The organism is Paenibacillus plantarum, from assembly GCF_013141695.1.
Lineage (GTDB): Bacteria > Bacillota > Bacilli > Paenibacillales > NBRC-103111 > Paenibacillus_E > Paenibacillus_E plantarum.
Genome location: NZ_WHNY01000075.1, coordinates 865915 through 885191 on the forward strand (window position 1 = coordinate 865915; position 19277 = coordinate 885191).

Annotated in this window: 15 protein-coding genes; all 15 read right to left on the reverse strand. The window is 45.1% G+C overall.

Going from position 1 to position 19277, the window contains the following annotated elements:
- Positions 1-2: 2 nt before the first annotated feature.
- The 15 genes from GC096_RS32210 to mdcA all read right to left on the reverse strand — a co-directional run bounded on the left by GC096_RS32210 (position 3) and on the right by mdcA (position 19263).
- Entirely contained in the window at positions 3-965 is a 963-nt protein-coding gene (locus GC096_RS32210; protein ID WP_312886384.1) for a glycoside hydrolase family 43 protein, read from the reverse strand.
- Between the two features lie 132 nt (positions 966-1097).
- On the reverse strand, positions 1098-1949 hold the full coding sequence (locus tag GC096_RS32215) for an aldo/keto reductase (RefSeq protein ID WP_171636101.1): 852 nt from the start codon (positions 1947-1949) through the stop codon (positions 1098-1100).
- Positions 1950-1971: 22 nt separating this feature from the next.
- Positions 1972-3732 (reverse strand): glycoside hydrolase family 2 protein, encoded by a 1761-nt coding sequence (locus GC096_RS32220; RefSeq protein WP_171636103.1) that lies wholly within the window; start codon positions 3730-3732, stop codon positions 1972-1974.
- 92 nt (positions 3733-3824) lie between these two features.
- Entirely contained in the window at positions 3825-5897 is a 2073-nt protein-coding gene (locus GC096_RS32225; RefSeq protein ID WP_171636105.1) for a sialidase family protein, read from the reverse strand.
- A gap of 100 nt (positions 5898-5997) precedes the next feature.
- Complete coding sequence (locus GC096_RS32230) at positions 5998-8361, reverse strand: family 43 glycosylhydrolase (RefSeq protein ID WP_171636107.1); 2364 nt, start codon at positions 8359-8361, stop codon at positions 5998-6000.
- Between the two features lie 104 nt (positions 8362-8465).
- A complete protein-coding gene (locus GC096_RS32235) occupies positions 8466-9302 on the reverse strand; it encodes a carbohydrate ABC transporter permease (protein ID WP_171636109.1) in 837 nt (278 codons plus the stop codon).
- A gap of 18 nt (positions 9303-9320) precedes the next feature.
- Positions 9321-10220, reverse strand: a complete 900-nt coding sequence (locus GC096_RS32240; protein WP_171636110.1) for a carbohydrate ABC transporter permease — start codon at positions 10218-10220, stop codon at positions 9321-9323.
- Positions 10221-10299: 79 nt separating this feature from the next.
- Positions 10300-11688, reverse strand: a complete 1389-nt coding sequence (locus GC096_RS32245; RefSeq protein WP_246303076.1) for an ABC transporter substrate-binding protein — start codon at positions 11686-11688, stop codon at positions 10300-10302.
- Positions 11689-11982: 294 nt separating this feature from the next.
- Positions 11983-12906 (reverse strand): ArsR/SmtB family transcription factor, encoded by a 924-nt coding sequence (locus GC096_RS32250; RefSeq protein WP_171636112.1) that lies wholly within the window; start codon positions 12904-12906, stop codon positions 11983-11985.
- A gap of 248 nt (positions 12907-13154) precedes the next feature.
- A complete protein-coding gene (locus GC096_RS32255; protein ID WP_171636114.1) occupies positions 13155-14093 on the reverse strand; it encodes a malonate decarboxylase subunit epsilon in 939 nt (312 codons plus the stop codon).
- A 14-nt stretch (positions 14094-14107) separates the two neighbouring features.
- Positions 14108-14734, reverse strand: a complete 627-nt coding sequence (locus GC096_RS32260; RefSeq protein WP_171636117.1) for a malonate decarboxylase holo-ACP synthase — start codon at positions 14732-14734, stop codon at positions 14108-14110.
- The gene (locus tag GC096_RS32265) at positions 14725-16440 is read right to left on the reverse strand and encodes a biotin-independent malonate decarboxylase subunit beta (protein ID WP_171636119.1); all 1716 of its coding nucleotides are present in this window, start codon (positions 16438-16440) and stop codon (positions 14725-14727) included. Before GC096_RS32265 ends, GC096_RS32260 begins: the two co-directional genes overlap by 10 nt.
- Complete coding sequence (locus tag GC096_RS32270; protein WP_171636121.1) at positions 16437-16730, reverse strand: malonate decarboxylase subunit delta; 294 nt, start codon at positions 16728-16730, stop codon at positions 16437-16439. The genes GC096_RS32265 and GC096_RS32270 overlap by 4 nt, the downstream gene beginning before the upstream one ends.
- Entirely contained in the window at positions 16705-17601 is an 897-nt protein-coding gene (locus tag GC096_RS32275; protein WP_171636123.1) for a triphosphoribosyl-dephospho-CoA synthase, read from the reverse strand. Before GC096_RS32275 ends, GC096_RS32270 begins: the two co-directional genes overlap by 26 nt.
- Positions 17602-17610: 9 nt before the next feature.
- Positions 17611-19263 (reverse strand): malonate decarboxylase subunit alpha, encoded by a 1653-nt coding sequence (gene mdcA, locus GC096_RS32280; protein WP_376769539.1) that lies wholly within the window; start codon positions 19261-19263, stop codon positions 17611-17613.
- Positions 19264-19277: the final 14 nt, after the last annotated feature.

Sequence of the window (19277 nt, forward strand, 5' to 3'; positions counted from 1 at the left end):
TTTCACTTTTCGCCGGAAGGCACGTCAAATTCGACCTTAGCCGGTATCGGAGCGCCGAAGTCCGGGTTCCCGTCAGCCGTCCAACCGAATTTCTGCATTCTAGCGCTTCTTTGTTTACTGCCTCCTTCTGATACCGGTATGGCATGATAGACGATCCAGTCTTCCGTTCCGTCCGGGGATACGGTAAAGCTGTTATGACCGGGGCCGAAGACGGAGTTTTCAACCGATTTATGGAAAACGGGTTTCTCGCTTTTGGACCATGAAGCCGGATTCAGCAGATCGCTGTCTTCCTTCGCGGTCAGCATCCCTAGTGCGTAGTCATCGGACCAGCATGTGCTTGCGGAATAAATCAGGAATACTTTGCCGAATCGCTTAAGGAAGCAAGGCCCCTCATTGATCGCCATTCCGCCTTGATGCTCCCAATCGTATTCCGGCTTAGTGAGCAGCGATTCCTCCCCCTTGATCGTCCAAGGGTTTTCCATTTCGGCGGCGTAGACCGCTGAGCCGTATTTCGGAAAATGGCCGTAGCCCGCGTACATGAAAAAGAGCTTTCCATTGTGCTCCAGCACCGTTCCGTCCAATCCAGGCAAGGCCGTATTCACGGCCCCCTTCATCCGCCATGTTCCTTCGAGAGGATCGGCATGCTCATTTTCCAACACATAGATTTTGCGGGCATCGTCTCCGCCACCGTTGTTATCTGTGAAATAAATGTACCATTTGCCTCCGAGATGATGGATTTCCGGAGCCCACAGTTTCCTGCTATCCAATCCTTCCGCCGGAGGAGTCCAGACGGTCTTCATTGCGCCGTTCGCAATTCCGCTCATCGATTCGGATTTCCATAAATCCAACCGGTCGCCTCGCGTCACCATAAAATAATAATGACCGTCCGTATGCCGATATATCCAAGGATCGGGACCAATATCCAATATTGGGTTTTGAAATGTGTTCATCTTCATCGTGCTCATATAACGACTCCTTCCACTCCATGCATTTATGTAATTTCAGCTTGCTCGCCAGCGCATGCTTTGACAGCGGCAGTACGATCTTCGTAAAAATGCAGATGTAGCCAGCATCCATTATAGCATTTGACTTGTGAATCAAAATTGGACACCGCCTTGGCCGCGATCAAGTTTAAAATCCCAGCGCCATTCTTTTGCATCCACAGTACTGACATTATCCAATACTTCACTAATGGTCCGCATACCGCAAATGGCAACGGAAACATCGGGATTAGAGAGAACAAAATCTAAGGCGATACGATGCGGATTGATCGTCTCAAGTGACTCTGGCGCAACGCGTTTCATAAAGCGATATAGAGATTGGCTCGTCAGTGGCCTCATGACGACGACTCCAACGTCATGCTTAGCGGCTTCCGGAATGATTGGATCTGCAGCACCCTGATAAAAGAGATTATACCGAACTTGAATGACATCAAAAAATCCAGATCGAATGGACCAAAGCAATACGTGATCAGGAACTTCGTTCGTGATTCCGATGAAATGTATTTTACCTTGTTCCTGACATACTTTTAGTGCATCCAGAGGTCCGTCATTCACAATTCGGTTATAATCCTCTTCTGTTAAATACCCTCCATGGAATTGCATAACATCGATGTAATCGGTTTGGAGATTCTTCAAGCTGGCATCGACGGATCGAATCACATCGTCATAGCCAAGATTTGAGGGAACCTTTGTAGCAATATATGTCTCATGGCGACGTTCTTTCAACACAGCTCCGATTATACTTTCGCCTAACCCATTTCCATATCCCTGTGCCGTATCAATATAATTAAGTCCCTTGTCCAAAGCTGTATGAAGCGAATCGATAACCACGTCACGGCTTTTCTGAGCTTCATAAGGTTCCAAATAGTTATCCAGCCCCATCGGTGCGCCACCGAATCCAACACAAGAAACGTTTAAATTCGTACGTCCAAGTCTTCTATATTCCATTCTCAACACCGCTTCCTAACTTTTATGCGAGGTTAATTTTTTTGATAAGCTCTAGTGGAATCTTCGGTTTCCGGTCTTCAGTGAGCAGTCCGTTCATTTCCTGCTGGACATCAGTCACCTGTGTATAGCAATACCCACAAATGTAGTCGATATCCTTAATCGCTTGGGTAATGCTTCGGAATCGCTCAATAAAGGCCTCTTCCGTCACCACCTGCTTGCCGTACCCCCAGCCTTTATCAGTTTGGAAAGCGATCCCGCCAAATTCACTAATGATGATGGGCTGGCCACGATACGTGTATCCTTGGGCTAGGGCATATTTCCCTTTGTTGAACGCCCATTCGTTGTTTACGATAGGGGATTTATCCGCATAACGCTGGAGGAATTCCGAACCTGCTTCCACATAATCATGTAAAGTCAAAATGTCTGATATGGTATGTTCCCAACCGTCATTTGTAATGACAGGACGATTCGGGTCCATCGATTTGGTCAAATGATAGATACCTTCAGTGAACTTCTGCTGCTTACGGTCAGTCAAAATTTGCATAATGCCCCAAGACTCATTAAAAGGCACCCATGTGATGATGCTCGGATGATTATACTGCTGCCTTACAATCTCGATCCATTCCTTGGTGAAAGTCTCAACGGCCTCATCATTAAATTCAAAGGTGGCTGCCATCTCAGACCATACCAGAAGCCCTTTGACATCGCACCAATATAGAAACCGCGCATCTTCAATTTTCATGTGCTTCCTCACCCCGTTGTATCCCATGGCGAGAATAGCATCGATATCCTCTATTAATGCTTGCTCCGAAGGCGGCGTCAAATGACTGTCGGACCAGTACCCTTGGTCCAATATTAACCGCTGATAAATAGGCGTATTATTGAGGAGAACTTTACCTTTTTCGATGGAAATCTTCCTCATGCCGAAGTAAGAATACACGTGGTCGATCACCACGTCATCTTGAAATAAAACAAATTCCACATCGTATAAGTTCGGACTTTGCGGAGACCATCTGCTTACCTTCCATGGACCATTTGCTTCATGCAGCAAATCTACCTCTAATTGCAACCAAGGCCGATCCACGATCAAAGCGGTTTGTTTGAGGATCTTCCCCTTAAAACTAATTCGAGTCTCTAAGCGAAGCTGCCCCTGCTTTAAATCATCATGCGTTTGGTATTCGAAGCGTACCGATTGACGGTCAAGATCAGGTGTCATTTTCACGGATTTGATATAAGATTCCGCCACATATTCCAACCATACACTTTGCCAAATTCCAGTTGTCTGAACATAAAAGCATTCGAAATTGTCTTTCACCCAACGCTGCTTACCGCGTGGTTGCGTGCAGCTCTGGCTGTCCTCCACCTTCATGACGAGGCTGTTTGACTGACCAAATTGAATATAGGGCGTAATATCAAATGAAAACGCTGCGTATCCACCTTGATGTTGACCTACACACGTTCCATTCACCCACAATTTGGCTATATAGTCCACCGCTTGAAAATGCAAGATGATCCTTTTGTTTTCTTGTTCCTTCGGAACCTCGAGCAATCGGTGATACCATATTTGAGGGTGAAATGCCTCTTCCCCAATACCGCTGGCCTTCGTTTCATAAGTGAACGGAACCATGATCTTGAGGTCCCCCTCAAACTCCTCGAACCACTTTTCATTCTCTCCCATGTTACTGTCATCAAAACGAAAATCCCACTCACCGTTTAAAATATGCCATGATTCTCGTACAAACTGAGGTCTTGGATAGTCCTTTATATACATTTTTGTCGACATCTTGTGATGATCACTCCTACTTCTGATGATTGTTTATTTAAGTTGATCCGCGCACAAACCATCTTGTGCGCGGGAAATGCATAATTAATTAGTTAATTGGTTCGGAAAAATTCAACATTATCGATATCTGCCCATTGGCTGCCGCTGCTGTTTGAAGCGAAAAATCCTATGATCGCCTGACCACTGGTGACATTAATACCAGAGATTGTCACCTGTGTCCAAGTCGAAGTAACCGGGAAATTGGCTTGCTGAGTTGCCCCACCATAGTTTTTCACTTCCATATAAGTGCTGTTTTGGCCTCCGCTGCTCCTCAGATAAGCTCGCATGGTATAGGTTCCGTTCTGAAGACCCGTTATGGTTTGGCCGACATAAGCTGTACCCGGTGAACTAATGCCTGCAAGACCGATGAAATAATTCCCTCCACCTGGTGCACGCGTAATACCATCGTTAATACCATGAATGTGAACACGATCCGGGTAATCGGACCCATATGTCGTCCATCCGTTCACATTTGCCGTTTCATATCCCCAGTTATTCGTAAGATTGACATTCAGCGGCGTGGTCGAAGCTGTTTTGATAAATTCAACGTTATCAATATCCGCCCATTGGCTGTCGCTTGTATTTGCAACGTAAAAACCGATAGTCGCTTGTGCATTTGTTACACTAATACCGGAGATGGTTACCTGCGTCCAAGTTCCTGTAACGGGAAAATTAGTTTGCAGCGTAGATCCGCCATAGTCTTTTACTTCCATGTAGTTACTGGTTTGACCACCACTGCTCCTTACATACGCTCTCATGGAATAGGTACCTCTATCCAGACCTGTGATTGTTTGGCCGATATAAGCAGTACCTGGTGAACTGGTTCCAGCAAGACCGATGAAGTAGTTTCCGCCCCCCGGTGCACGTGCAATACCGTCATTTACTCCATGAATGTGAATCCGGTTTGGATAATCGGCTCCCGAATGCGCCCATCCGTTCACATTCGCCGTTTCAAACCCCCAATTATCGGCAAGATTCACGTTGGAAGGAGTACCTGCATTTCCCGTTCGCAAATATATGCCTGTGCTAGGAAAGTTGGCGGATGTGACTGCCATAACGCGAGTCGTATCGACAGCCATTAATGAATTCCAGTTGGAAAACTTCGTGTCCGATACAGGGAATACATTATATAAATAACCCCAAGTCGCGCCGTTATCGGAGCTGATCATCGTTCGCATCGAAGAATAACTGTCTCCCGTATTGGCGCTGGAATCATCCGTTTGAAAGCTGGCCATTAATCTGCCATCGCCTAGTTTGACGACAAACGGCGCACCGGCTTTTTTCCCTGCATTCGTTGGAATAAACATGGTTTGCCTTGTGCCTGACCAATCTACGCCATCAGCGGAAATTATATATTTGATTCCAAATGGATGCCCGCTAACGTCCGTAGCTTCGAATACCACAATGTACCTGCCGTCTGCCATTTTTGTGAAAACAGGCATGCCGTCTCTAGAGTTATTAGCTACCCCGTCGCTGACAACAGTCGCACTGTTCCAACCGCTTCCGTTCCAGGTTTTCATCAATAATTTCTGCTTCCCCGAGGTGCCAACAACGGCTGAGCTATCGTCCGCATACATGACGGAAATCGTGCTTCCCACATAACCGAGGAATGGCTCCCATACCCCAGTGAAAGAGTTTTCTGATTCAGTCGTTATTTGCCCGTTTGTCAGATCCGACCAGGTGCTGCCTCCATCGCTGCTCTTTCGAACTTTCAAATAAGTGGTATACGTGCTGCCAGAATGTATGACCACGCGATAAGCCAACCAAATGTCTCCATTGGTTAATAGGAGCATCTGTCCGTTGCCGACATCCCCATTCGCATCAGAGGCGGCTGTAATAGGCGTCCCCCATGTAAGCCCCCCATCCGTGCTTTTCGCTACCTTAACTTTCGTAAAACCTCCGTCCGCATTTGAATCAAAGGAAGCCAACATGTTGCTGCTGCTCACCTGAAGCATCCTCGGATACCAAACTCCACCTGTACCAGTAGTGTAAACTGTCGTGTTTGACGTTGGCCAAGCCATCCCGCTCGTTGCAGCTTGAGCCATATTGAAAGGAATAATAAGCGAAGCCACCATCATCATAACCATTATTAATTTACCCAAGCGCAAACGACTTTTAGCTTTCATTTTTACATTTCCTCCTTTGAAAAAATGTGAATCGAATAGCATTATTCATTGCGTGCTTGTGTCGAATCTAGAGGTGATTTAAAGTAATTGAACTATGAAATCACCTCCTTACTAATGATAAATTGGTAAAGAGCCACGATGGCGACGCTGAACGAATGCCGATTTTCCCGTGCATCCAAGCATTCGCATCCGTCCATTCCAAGGCAGGTTGCTTCGAATCGTTTAAATATACCTTCATTGTTGCTCCACTTACGTCAACAGCGATGTGTACGATTGAACCATTGGCAAAACTGATCGGAGCTGAGTCTACTTCATTCTGGTCATAATTCATTTTCTTCAGAATCATACGTCCATTGCGGAAGGTTAGTTGATAACCCATTAACGAATCCCTTACCTGTTCGGGAAATTCAGATTCGTTGGTGACACGGAACAATAGCCCTGCCTCTTGAATAGAATCCGCTGTAGATTTCAAATCAACTTCCACCCGATAGTCCGTCCATTCATCGCTGCCTGCATACATTTTGGCATCCGAGCCCTCAGTCTGTACGGTATACCCGTCTTCATGCTTCATCCACTTGCCATACATATCTTCAGGCACAATTTGACTAAACATATTTGAGAGCTTTTCTGTCGGCAGTTCAGTGATTCTGTATATATCTAAAAAGCGATAATTCAAATTTCCTTTAACCAGTTTTACTGTCAAAATATGCTCGCCTTGTGTTAGCTTCATATTTCCTATGTGCTTCTTAACCCACAGGTTGCCTTCGCTCTGACTATTGCTTAGTTCGAAAAGTTGGGACTTCCCATCCACTTGCAGTTCCACCGTATTTCCGTTCCCGTCTTCCTTCAACATGGCATCGAAACCGTAGGTTCCATCTGACTCCACATTAATCCTATAGGAGAGCCAATCCCCTTTTCCCGCTATCGCAACGGCATTACTGCCGTCTTCGCTTGTTTGGATGGGAACACCGTCGTCTTCTCGCATAACAGCACCTTTAACAGGGTGGCCAACATGAAAGCCTTGATCTCTTACTTCCAAATAATGAACTGCTTCAATAGTTCCGGGAACCGGTTTAGCGGTCTCAAAGTCGCTGCTGCCGTCGGCTTCATTTGAAAATGCCGTGAATTCCAAAGTCGGCTTGACATGGCGATATACATACCCGATTTTCCCAGGTTTCGCATGGATATCTGTAAGAGTCAGCTTGTTCATTTGATCGAAATAGATGTTAGTACCTCGCGCATTACTCTCAACTCGAATGGCATGCAGCTTAGTAAAGTCCATCGCTTGGGGAAGCTGAGAAGTTGCAAGCTGCTTCCTATTTCCGTCCTTCATTTCGAACAGGGCTATACTTCGCAATGCGGGATCAATACCTACAGAGTAATAATTATTGTCATCCTTATAGGAAAAGGCGGTCTCGAAAGAAGGCTCCCCCTCAAGCGTGCTCTCTGTGTTCAAGCGAAAATTAAATTCAGCTGTAAACCGATTTTTATCGGCAGCTTTACTGCTCAACCATTTCGTATCATTTACATTGTCACGAACATCCCAAAGCTTCTGATCTAACGGTTTATTGACACCATCATAGAAATCCGGCATTTGTGGAACCGGTTGAGGAAAATGAGTACCATCACCAAGAACTACCATTTTCTCGCCGTTAAAAACGATTCGATCCATATTTAGCTTACGAACCGGAGGCCCTTCCTTCGAATGGCCAATTAAATTATGATAAAACATATAATAAGAATCGAGGTTGGGACCTAATACACTGGAACTGTGCCCCAACCCATTAAAATCTTGTTTCGTACTGATGACGATCGGGTTATTTTCCGGGACTTTGTAGGTTCCGATAGGCGATTCCGTCGCTACAGCGTAATTAATTCGATATCCTTTACTGAACACGTGATTCCCTGTATAAGTCATGAAATATTTACCGTCGCGTTTAATAATCATTGAACCTTCCGTCCAATGGCCCAAAAAGGCGTTAGTCGTCTTTTCCTCAGTCATTGTGTAAGGATCCGGCATTTCGTGTCCAATAATACCTTTACCGCTCGCATGCGTAAAATACCATTTGCCGTCATCATCAATAAATACAGAGCCATCAATGGATAAACCCAGATTTTCAGTTTGAATCGTGAACGGTCCAGTAGGGCTCTCGCTGCGAAGCACATAATGTCCTTTGCCGGCAGGCGAGGTATACATATAGAAATACCCATTCCAATAAACGACTTCCGGAGCGTAAGCCCCTTCGGTCAGTGGCTCTTCCGTAGCTAGCCCTTCATATTTCCAATGAATCAAATCGCTTGAGCTCCAAGCTTTAATGCCCACTCGAAAATCCTTCGTACTGCAATACAAATAATAGAGTCCGTTATATCGCATCACATAGGGATCGCCTATCCCGTAATCAGGCCATTCCTGATCAAGTACCAATGAATTCTGATACGATTCCCCAAGCGTGGAATTCAACATAGGACCTTTTCCTTTCCCGCTAAATGAAATTGTAATCACTATGGCTAATAGGAATAATACACCTAGCCCCACAAACATTCTTAAAGTTCGTATTCTGCGTTTGGTCATTTTAATCCACTGATGCTTAAGGATTCAATAAAGTACCGTTGGCAGAAAAAGAACACGAGAACAACCGGCACTAAAGCGATCAATGAAGCTGCCATCATATTAGGATAGTTGGCTTGCGAGATATAGTTAGCTTGCAAACTTGCAATAATAACTTGAATCGTTTGTTTTTCCTTCGAATGCAAATAGATCACCGGTCCAAGAAAATCGTTCCATATCCCCATGAATCCAAGTGCCGCTTGTGCAGCAATCGCTGGTTTAACAATAGGTAACGCCACAGAAGCAAACGTTCGGAAATAGCTCGCACCGTCGATTTTCGCTGCATCAATTAAATCCGAAGGAATGCCCCCTTGCATAAATTGTTTGAAGAAAAAGATCGTAACAATATGACCGAATAAGCCGGGCACTATGAGTGGAAGCAGCGTATCCACCCAATTCAGGTATGAAAAACCGATAAATTGAGGAATCATCACAACAGAGTATGGAATCATCATCGTGGCAAGCAAACAAAGAAAAATAGTCTCTTTATAGGGAAAATCAAATTTGGAAAATGCATATGCAGCCATCGCAGAAACAAACAATCCCACACCCAAAACACATACAACAATAATGGCACTATTCATAAATCCGGTTAACAGCGGGGCTTTATTCCAAACAGCCACAAAGTTATTCCATGTAAATGGGTCCGGTATCCATTTCGGCGGGAGATCAAAAACATGCTCTTGCGTTTTAAATGCTGTCGAAACCGTCCATGCAAATGGAGCCAGCATAACAAAAGAACCGAGAAGCAAAATAACGTAGGCCATTATATTCGTAGACCGCTCATTTCTATTCATCGCGCAACCTTCCTTTCTCTAGTCGTTATATACCCAACGTTTGGATAATTTAAATTGAATGAGTGTGATAATAAAGATGATGATACCTAATACCCATGCGACTGCGCTGGCGTACCCCATGTTGAAATACTTGAAAGCTTCATTAAAAATATAGAAGACAATAGTTGCCCCACTGTATTCCGGTCCGCCATCTGTCGCCATAATGTACATTTGGCTAAACGATTGAAAGGTATGGATAATTCCCATGACAATAACAAAAAAGTGAATGGGGGAAAGCAACGGAAATGTAATATGGCGAAATAGATGCCAACGGTTCGCACCATCAACGGTTGCCGCTTCGTAATAATCGGAAGCGATCCCCTGCAGCCCAGCCAAATATAGCACCATTGTTCCGCCAATGCCTCCCCATAAACCCATAAGAATGAAAGAAGGCTTAACCCAATGCGGATCACCTAACCAGTTGGGTCCCTGGATTCCGAAGAGTTGATAAATCCAATCATTGATCAGCCCATAATCATTATTCAAGATCCATTGCCATAACAAGGAAACAGCAATGATAGGTGAGATGACCGGAATATAGTAAATGGTTCTCAGGAAAGAAATTCCTTTTAGCTTTCGATTCATTAGAATAGCAACCAGGAGGGAAAAGAACATACCAATGGGTATACCAATAAGTAAATATAACGTGTTATATAATGATTTATAGAACTTTTCGTCCAATACCATTTCTTTATAGTTTTGGACACCATTCCATTTCGCAGGAGAGATCATGTCCCAGTCCATAAAGCTTAATAGAAGCGATGACACGATTGGCGCAAGCCCGAAAATGAGAAACCCAAGAACGGGAATGGATATAAAGAAGTACGACCATATTATTTCACGGCGTCTAAAACCTGTTATTTTCTGTGCCCTTATCATACTGATCCCACCTGTTTTAGGACGAAGGACGAAACTGGAAGCCTTCGGCCTCTATTTCGCCCTTCAATATCCTTATTTATTATTTCTTGTTTCCTTTATCGTAGAGCTCTTGAAGCTTAGGTTTCATTTCTTTAGCCCAGACCTCAGCCGTTTGTTTCCCTTCCCATACACGGCTTATCTCTTGGTTAAAAGTGTCGAGCCATTTCGTATCAACGGATCCTACTGCAATCGTCGGATGGCCATAATCCTGTATGATGTCCAGGAACACTTGGCGATTCGCAGGTGCTTTATCATATTTTAAGAATTCGCCTTTTGCCATATCGATCAGATTCGGAACCGCTTGACCCAATTGGTAGTTTTCTTTCTGTGAGTTTGGATCCAAACTCAAATACGAAGCAAAGTTAAATGCATCTTCAGGATATTTGGTTTTGCCCGAAATGACGAATCCTAAAGAACCTAACCATGTTGCTGTTTTTCCTGTTTTCGGGCTTGCAGGCCATGCTGCAATATCCCATCCAAAAGGCAGCTTCCAGAAACCAGGCTGATCCCACGGCCCCATTGGGAACATACCAATTTTGCCTGCAACAAAGCGGGCATAACCACCTTGCGCCTTCTCATCTGTTGGCGAAGGAGCAACTTTATATTTCAATTTTAAATCTGCTACGAATTGTAAGGCTTCTGTGAAAGCAGGTTCGTCAATTTTGATGGTTCCTGTAGTGTAATCAATATAGTCCCCACCATTCGCCCATACGGCTGATTCCAATGAATAACCAGCAACCCCGAATACATCTGTCTTCCCATTAGCGCCTTGTGTTGTGATTTTTTGGGCAGCATCAATCATATCATTCCAAGTCCATTCGCCAGCTTTTGCGCTTGGATATTTGACACCAGCTTTATCAAACAGAGCTTTGTTATAAGCGAATGCCCATGGACCTACATCTTTTGGCAATCCGTAGAGATTACCTTTTCCAATAAATTTACCATCATAACGATAGCGGTCTAATCCCTGTTTCCAAACATTCTTTTCATCAAAAGTTGCTGATGATTTGATTAGATCATCCATTTTCAGCAAACTTCCACTGCCTGCAAGTTTTTGGAACTGAGCCTCACCTGCATAGAAGACATCCGGCGCTTTGCCCGAAGCAATCAAGGTATCCAATTTTTGATAATACTCTGCAGGAGGTACGACGGTATATTTAACTTTCTTTGTTGGATATTTCTGCATATAGGAGTCAGTTAGTTTTTGAAATACAGCCTGTTCCGAATCGCCACCCCAACCCATAAAGGAAATCTCGGAATTCTCTGCTGGTTTGGCTGTTGCAGCTGCAGGTGTTGTCTGGTTAGAAGGTTGCGTTGTAGATTTGTCTGTCGATTCTGTTGTGCTTTTTGAGCATCCCGTTACAACCATGGCGAAACTTAGCATTAGAGGCACAGAAAGCTTAGCCATTTTACTTTTCAATACGTTCATTTAAACTCCCCCAAATCAGATTTTGGTTTAATAAGGCATACATTTGAAAAGTTATTGATATGAAATGTGAAGCGTTTGCAAAAAGCATAACCCTTTCTTTTTCGATTTATTAAACAATAAATTTGTTTAATTACAATTTAAATGTTTATATTAAAATTTTAATCCAATATAATCCATTTGTCAACGCTTTCATTCAAATATTATGTTTGTTTTATCATAATATAGTTATAAGGCCGTTTAGTTACATATAACATGTAACTAAACGGCCTTATTAGCATTACCTTTTCTATATTTCTATACATATTGAATTTTCATCACAATTGCTTGGGCATAATCGCCGAAGCCGCGACCAAATAAGTTGATTCCTCCATGGTGCAAAGCATCAGGTTTAACCCCAATTTTGAATCCAATGAAAGGATATTTCTCAAGATGAAGATCCGCAAGCGAGATAGAGGATGTTTTTTCATTATCGACAGAACTCCTCTTTTCATCCACTCTCCATGTTTTCAAAATACCGTATTGTGTACTACTGTCGTTCCACCAAGAAGGGTTGAGTTTGCCTCTATGGTCGCCGAAATCGCCTGGTGAAGTCCAGGTTCCTATCTCTATGCCATTGACCCATACTGTAATGTCTGAAGGCCACTCATTGTTATAGTTAGGCGCTTCCGAACAAATTTCCAACGAAAACTCGATGGATGTGATCGTTGCATGCTGTGGAATCACTTTAGGAAATCGATATTCGATCCATCCCTGCCGCAACCATATGATTTCAGCTGTTTTACTCTCAGGGTGATAAAAGCTAACCGGATCATCCTCCGGAATCACCATTCCGTTTAGATTAGCCATACCGCATGTCGGTAATACTTCGAAGTTTATAAAATGACCGATAGGCATCTCGATCTCATACAAATTGTTAGGATTTTTATACATAGCAATTGGGTTCAGAATCATGCGCACGTCATCAAAATTACGGCTGCAAACCTTCATTGCCCCTCGAGATGCGGGCTGTAATTCTGTTAAGATAAGCCCTGATTCCTCCAAAACTTTGACATTAATCGCAGTAGTCGAAACTGGAATTTTAAGCATCTCGGCAATTTCAATGATATTCAAGTTATGATGTTGTAAGAGGAGTTTGATTATATTAATTCTGGTGTGAGAAGAAAGTGCATGAGCAACAGCGACTAATTGATTTGGTTCATTAATTGATAATTCCAACATACATAATCCCCCCATTAACAAACTAAATTCTCGAACTTGTAACGTTTATTACAATATATTAACGAATAATCTGATCTCTTGTCCACTTATTATATAACAAATTATTTTATGAGTAATAAAACACTCTTTATGTATTAAACTCACCCTGCATGCCTCAATGCTATTGAAGCTAATTAAAGAGCCCTACGATTTCTCGTAAGGCCAGTTTTATGGAGCGCAGATACACTATTACGAAAACGCCTCCTTATTCATGTTTCGTTCCATTTATGCTCCCGGTTTATTAAGTAGACAACCGAATCAAGCCTTGTTTCCCCCATAGCTATGGATTGAACGGAAGGCAGCGCTTGACGAGCAAGATTGGTAAGAACTTGACCAGGAAGCATTTCGACAAACAAACGAACACCAAGCTCACTCAAAAGAGTTGTAGCTTGGTGCCATTGGACCGGATTCGCCACACTGCAAGCAAGATCATTGCGAATCGCATCCGCTGATCGTATTAATCGTGCGTTCGTATTCGCTACATACGGAAAACAGGGCTCTTTGAAAATCACTTTCTTCATTGCCAGCTCCAAATCATGTGAAACCTGATTGAGGAGTTTACAGTGGGACGGTACTGAGACTTGGAGAAGCTCAGCTTTTCGTGCTCCGTTCCTTCGAGCCTCCACAAACAGGTTTTGGATATGCTCCAGCTTACCAGCTATCGTGATTTGATGAGGGCCGTTGAGGTTAGCAATGAATACCTCTTGACCGCACTTGAAGGCTTTTTCAACCATGGAACGCAATTTCTGCTCTGCGATACCTACAATGACCCCCATTCCGTAACCGAAACGAAACGAATTCTCCATCCATTCGGCACGCAATTTCACTAGCTCACATGCATCTCTAAATGACAGGACTTCCGAAATCACTGCTGCTGCGAAGGATCCAACCGAATGCCCTGCTACGAAGTCTGGCTTTGCACCTTCCTGTATGAGCGCACGACCACTGGCAACTCCTGAGTAGAGAAGTGCCAACTGTACGGAAACCGTAGAGGATAGTGCTTCAGAAGTATCTATAGAAAGCGCATCTTTGTCCATGAACGAAGTCGCTTCATCGAGGGTTGTCTCGATCACAGGATGAAAAGGCAATTGATGCAGCATACCTGGAAATTGCGATCCTTGACCTGGAAACAAAAAAGCCACGCTCATCTTCTTTGACCTCCCTATACGTTGACCCAAGGATCCTTGACCAAACGAGGTCCTAAGTGCGCTCTCAAAAGCATGGAACCACTTCCTCTCGCATATTCCACTAATGAAACAGCTCCTAATGGCGTTTCAAGCTGAACATCGATTCGGACAGGAAATGACTTATGAAATTTGATTAATTCCTGGGCAACACTTTGCACCAAACGTTGCGGAGTACGAATAACCACATCCAGATCACTTCCTGCGTGTGCTGTAGGTACCCCGCTGGCCAGTTCAAATCCAACACTGCCAGTTGGTCCCCACGATAAGCTATAAGCTGAATAAATCTCAATCAATTTATCAAGGAAATTAAAGGCTTCAATCTGTGAGCGCCGCGGACTTCTTTTCCATAACCGCTGCTCAATCAAGTCCTCTGGCTCTACCTTCTCTATGATGGCATCCATCGGCAAAAAAGCGGGAAACCGCTGACTGCGTGAATTCCCGCGAATACCAACAGGTACTCTGCCATATTTGGCAGTATCGCGGCGAACTACAACCCAGTTCGCATGATCTATGGAACCACCAACCCAATCCGGAATCGGGGTATCAACGATTAGGGAGCCTACCGATGGGATCCTCAGCAAATCATGTACCCTTATATCCATTGTTCCGCCAGCTTGAGACGAACTGCGATAGAAGCGGCTCGATTGATTATCGCTTCTCCGGAAAAAAGGCGGCTGCTCAGGTCCGGTGAAGATTTACGCGAAGCCGAGATGGCATCCATCAGAAGATGCTGTTTGACTTTCTCGATATCTGATGTCGTTGGCTGATCGGCGTTTATGCCGCTTGTCAAACTATGCAATGCCCCCAAAGTCGCAAAAGATTCGATGTCGTATGCTGTAGCTGGGATCTTTTGCGCCGTTGCCTCTAGCTCTTCTATGCTCCGTCGAGTCACTCTTGCAGCCGACTTCTTGGACATGACCTGTACCGAGACTCTCTGATCATTCAGCGCAACTAATCGGTTGGCTTGCAGTCCATGTGCCAGAAATGCACCGGATATCGCATTCCCAACCATAAAAGCAATCACTGGGTGCCCTGCGAGTCGTGCACTGGCATAAGCATCCGCCGCTGCTGCACAAGCTAAATAAATCCCAAGCATTTCCTCGCGATACCCGTATGCTTGACTCGGAACGTCGACGATCGCCACAATCGTCCTGCGCTGCCCATCCTTATCTTCTTCCATTGCCTGACGAACATAGTGTGCAATCGTCCATCCTTCATCCAGACCGACTTCTCCGATCCGGGCACGATGGAAACGGTTGTTCCTATTCGGAACAACCGCGATGTATCGCACCGGCTCTTCCCCAATGATCACGTCTGCACATAGCACAGTTGGAACTCCGTTTTGCAGCGGTTCCTGATAATCCGTCAAAGCTTGAAACCAAGTTCTTCCCCTGCTAACTGATGGTTCTGGATTCGTTTGCTGCCAAAGCGCCTTTAATGTTTGAATGTCACTATCGTCGGTATGGAGAAAGGATCTATCCCACAACATCCGAAGCGATTCTGGTTGAATGGTTTGCTCGGTATCGATCAAAGCAATTCGCGCAAGAAATGATTCTACTTGTGCACTTCGGAGATTGTCATGGAGACCTCTCCGATAGACGCTGCGTATCGACAGACAGATGTCCTCAACATCATCCTCAATTAGGAAATCCGCCAATCCTGTTTCATAGCGCTGCTCACCGCCGACGGTTTGCCAAATCAAAGGTCTGTCTCTCGAATCCCACTCTAAGATCCCGGCTTCTTGTTCGATCACTTCTGGGCCATTTAATTGAAGTCGACCTTGCCGAGTCATTATAATCGTACTGCAGAGACCTGCCGTAATGGACATACCGCCGAAGCAACCGATCATTCCAGCGATCACACAGACAACTGGCTGGTAACGACGCAAAGCTACGATTGCCGCGTGCATTTCCGCGATTGCAAGGAGACCGTAGTTCCCTTCTTGCAGCCTAACTCCTCCTGTTTCGAGCAGTAATACGGCACGAGTGGGTATTCCATTCCGATTATCTTGAATAGCCAGTTCCAAAGCTCCTGCGATTTTGGCACCCGATACTTCGCCGATGCCTCCACCCAGAAAAGCACCCTCGATGGAGACAACAACGGCGGAATGCCCCTCTATCGTCCCTCTTCCTATGATAACGCCATCATCGCTCTGCGGAACGATGCCTTGAGCCGCCAAATGGGGGGATTCCATCTTTTCGAATGGACCTAGAAGCTCCCTGAATGTTCCTTGATCGATAACGGATTGGGCACGTTCTCTTGCACTCAACTCAATAAAACTGTTTCTTTCCCTAATCGGAATCGTCATAACTCCAACACCTCAATGGCTTGGGCTAATCGCAAGGAAACAACTCCGGGAGTGGCTCCAAAATCGTTAATTTCAATACGAGCAGCCAGATGATTTATCAGAAAGAATCGGTCCATAATGGCTTTCCAAGTATCCTCGAATCCATCAGACTGCGTGCGAATATGAACCTGAGCGGTCCGTTCTGTTAGAGGTTCAATTAATATTTCCAAATCACCCGAGCCGGCAACACCTACATGGGCACGTCGGGAAATAGACTTATTTGCATCATAGTGAAGTGTAAGCTTTTCCATTGTAAACTCCTCCCTCCGTTCCCATGTGATGTAACGATATGTTCGACAGACGATCCACAAACAGCGTTGCTGCCAGTAAATCCGCACTTCCCCCAGGTGATACATGTCTCATTACGAGGTCTTGGTCCAATCGCTGCAACGCCTCCCAACCTGCGACGGAAGATGCCCCACCGAGATCAAGAACTTTTTGAGCGTCCTGCTGTACAACTAATAACGTTTCCATACCGCCGCGATGAATCAAACAAGTATCATCTAGGTTGGCCATGATGGCAAGCAATGCGTTTAACCGTGCATGTTTTTCAGATATTTTGCTCCTGCGAGAGTCTTGCAGCACGGGGAGTCCGACCTTCACTACGTGTGGAAAGCCATTCATTGCTTCTCCACGGGCACCTTTAACTCCATAGGTTTGCATAGCCTTGGTGCCGTTGGAAGTTGGTACTAATGCGTGGCGATCAGTAAATCGAGCTAACGTCCCCGCAGCTTCTGCGATTTGCTCCGGAGCATCTCCATTTCCGCAAATGGCAGCCCCCGCGATAAGTAAACCTAATGCCCAAATGGCGCCGCGGTGCGTATTAATGCCTCCAGTAGTATGCAGCATGTTCTGTTCCCCGTCACGTCCAATGCATGCAAGGGTCTCCCGCAGCTCTTGATTCGGCTCTCCGCCATAAGCTGCATAACCCATTGCCTCAAAACTATCGTACAAGGACCTAGCCGAAGCAATCATAAGTACAACTTTCATATCCTTATGGCTGCCGGAGGACTGTAAATCCACCAATCCGGGCTTAGGAGTCAACTCCACTTCGTCAATTAATGCCGCAACTGCCAGGTCTCCCAAGCATTGCCCGCATTGTTCGGAACTCTTCCATATCATGGGATTCACCTACCAACTACAAAATTTACCGGGAGGTTTATAAAGTCCATCTGACCATTCCACAAGTTCTTCAACACTTTTGGCCGCAAGCAAGGAGCGCTTGGCGTCTATCCGGCGAATTCCCAAATCTTCCGGAAAAGCGATCAAACCATCTTTCCTTAATTGTTCGTTAAGGGAAAGGTTATGATTACGGCCTAGAGGTGTAACCCCAGCGATAGCAGCCAAAGCTAGCTTGCGTTCTTCCAGATTTTGAGCCTTGTATAAATAGGCGATCCCTTCCTCTGTAATCACGTGAGTCACGTCATCGCCATAAATCATAACCGGAGCTATCGGTAAATTGGCATCCTGCCCTACAGCGATCGCATCCAAGTACTCGACAAAAGTCGGCTGGTCTCCTTTTTGAAATGTTTCAACCATTTGGACAACCAGTTTTTTCCCGCGGACGATCGGCCCCTCATTAGAAATCATATCCAGCCAAGCTGGGGACGAATGCCTGCGCCCATGAGGATCGCTGCCCATATTCGGTGCTCCGCCGAATCCCGCTAGTCTACCCGATGTAACTGCCGACGAGTTGCCTTCTTCATCCATCTGGAGCGTTGACCCGATAAACAGATCGACACCGTACATCCCAGCCATTTGACAATAAGCACGATTCGACCGAAGGCTTCCATCTTTTCCTGTGAAGAAGATATCCGGTCTTGCTGCAATGTACGCCTCCATTCCTACCTCTCCACCAAAACAGTGAATACTTTCCACCCATCCACTCTCAATAGCTGGGATTAGTGTTGGATGCGGATTCAGCGCCCAATGCTTGCAAATTTTTCCGCGGAGGCCAAGGCTTGCACCATAAGTAGGCAGCAATAACTCGATAGCTGCGGTATTAAATCCGATCCCATGATTTAACGACATCACTTGATGCCGCTCATAAACGCCTCGTATGGCCATCATAGCCATAAGGATCTGCATTTCCGTAATTTGTCGCGGATCTCGCGTAAACAAAGCTTCAAGCTGATAAGGCTTATCCGCTACAACGATGACATCTACCCAAGACGCTGGAATGTCCACTCGGGGTAACTCATCTACGATTTCATTCACCTGTACGATGACGATCCCATTGGAAAAAGCTGTCGCCTCAACAAGTGTCGGTGTCTCCTCCGTATTCGGTCCGGTATATAGATTACCGGCAAGATCCGCTTTATCTGCAGCAACCAAGGCGATATTAGGAATTAAATCAATAAACATTCGCCCGTACAATTCGAGATAGGTATGTATGGCACCCACTTCAATTAAGCCGTCTTCGATCATTTGTGCAATACGTAAGCTTTGAGGTCCTGCATAGGCAAAATCCAGCCTACGAGCAATCCCTTTTTCGAAAATGTCAAGGTGTTCAGGGCGAGAGATACTGCTGATAAGCATATGCAGGTTGTTGACTTTATGGGTATCCAGTTTAGAGAGTGCTCCAGAAAGGAAGGTGGCTTGCTTTTGATTGTTACCTTCTAAGGCTACCTTATCACCAGGAGAAATCAATGCTTCCATGGCATCCACGATATGATCCGCCGGAAGGATGGAACCTCGTAACCACGATTTCACCAAGCTCATTCGGCGATTTTTTTCATCTCGCCTCTTCGTCCATATGCGCACTTCTTGTAATTGTTCCACCACATTCATAACCTCCA

Excerpts from the sequence above, each read along its gene's own strand:
- GC096_RS32210 (WP_312886384.1), bottom strand. The coding sequence starts at position 965 with ATGAGCACGATGAAGATGAACACATTTCAAAACCCAATATTGGATATT.
- GC096_RS32215 (WP_171636101.1), bottom strand. The coding sequence starts at position 1,949 with ATGGAATATAGAAGACTTGGACGTACGAATTTAAACGTTTCTTGTGTT.
- GC096_RS32220 (WP_171636103.1), bottom strand. The coding sequence starts at position 3,732 with ATGTCGACAAAAATGTATATAAAGGACTATCCAAGACCTCAGTTTGTA.
- GC096_RS32225 (WP_171636105.1), bottom strand. The coding sequence starts at position 5,897 with ATGAAAGCTAAAAGTCGTTTGCGCTTGGGTAAATTAATAATGGTTATG.
- GC096_RS32230 (WP_171636107.1), bottom strand. The coding sequence starts at position 8,361 with ATGTTGAATTCCACGCTTGGGGAATCGTATCAGAATTCATTGGTACTT.
- GC096_RS32235 (WP_171636109.1), bottom strand. The coding sequence starts at position 9,302 with ATGAATAGAAATGAGCGGTCTACGAATATAATGGCCTACGTTATTTTG.
- GC096_RS32240 (WP_171636110.1), bottom strand. The coding sequence starts at position 10,220 with ATGATAAGGGCACAGAAAATAACAGGTTTTAGACGCCGTGAAATAATA.
- GC096_RS32245 (WP_246303076.1), bottom strand. The coding sequence starts at position 11,688 with ATGAACGTATTGAAAAGTAAAATGGCTAAGCTTTCTGTGCCTCTAATG.
- GC096_RS32250 (WP_171636112.1), bottom strand. The coding sequence starts at position 12,906 with ATGTTGGAATTATCAATTAATGAACCAAATCAATTAGTCGCTGTTGCT.
- GC096_RS32255 (WP_171636114.1), bottom strand. The coding sequence starts at position 14,093 with ATGAGCGTGGCTTTTTTGTTTCCAGGTCAAGGATCGCAATTTCCAGGT.
- GC096_RS32260 (WP_171636117.1), bottom strand. The coding sequence starts at position 14,734 with ATGGATATAAGGGTACATGATTTGCTGAGGATCCCATCGGTAGGCTCC.
- GC096_RS32265 (WP_171636119.1), bottom strand. The coding sequence starts at position 16,440 with ATGACGATTCCGATTAGGGAAAGAAACAGTTTTATTGAGTTGAGTGCA.
- GC096_RS32270 (WP_171636121.1), bottom strand. The coding sequence starts at position 16,730 with ATGGAAAAGCTTACACTTCACTATGATGCAAATAAGTCTATTTCCCGA.
- GC096_RS32275 (WP_171636123.1), bottom strand. The coding sequence starts at position 17,601 with ATGATATGGAAGAGTTCCGAACAATGCGGGCAATGCTTGGGAGACCTG.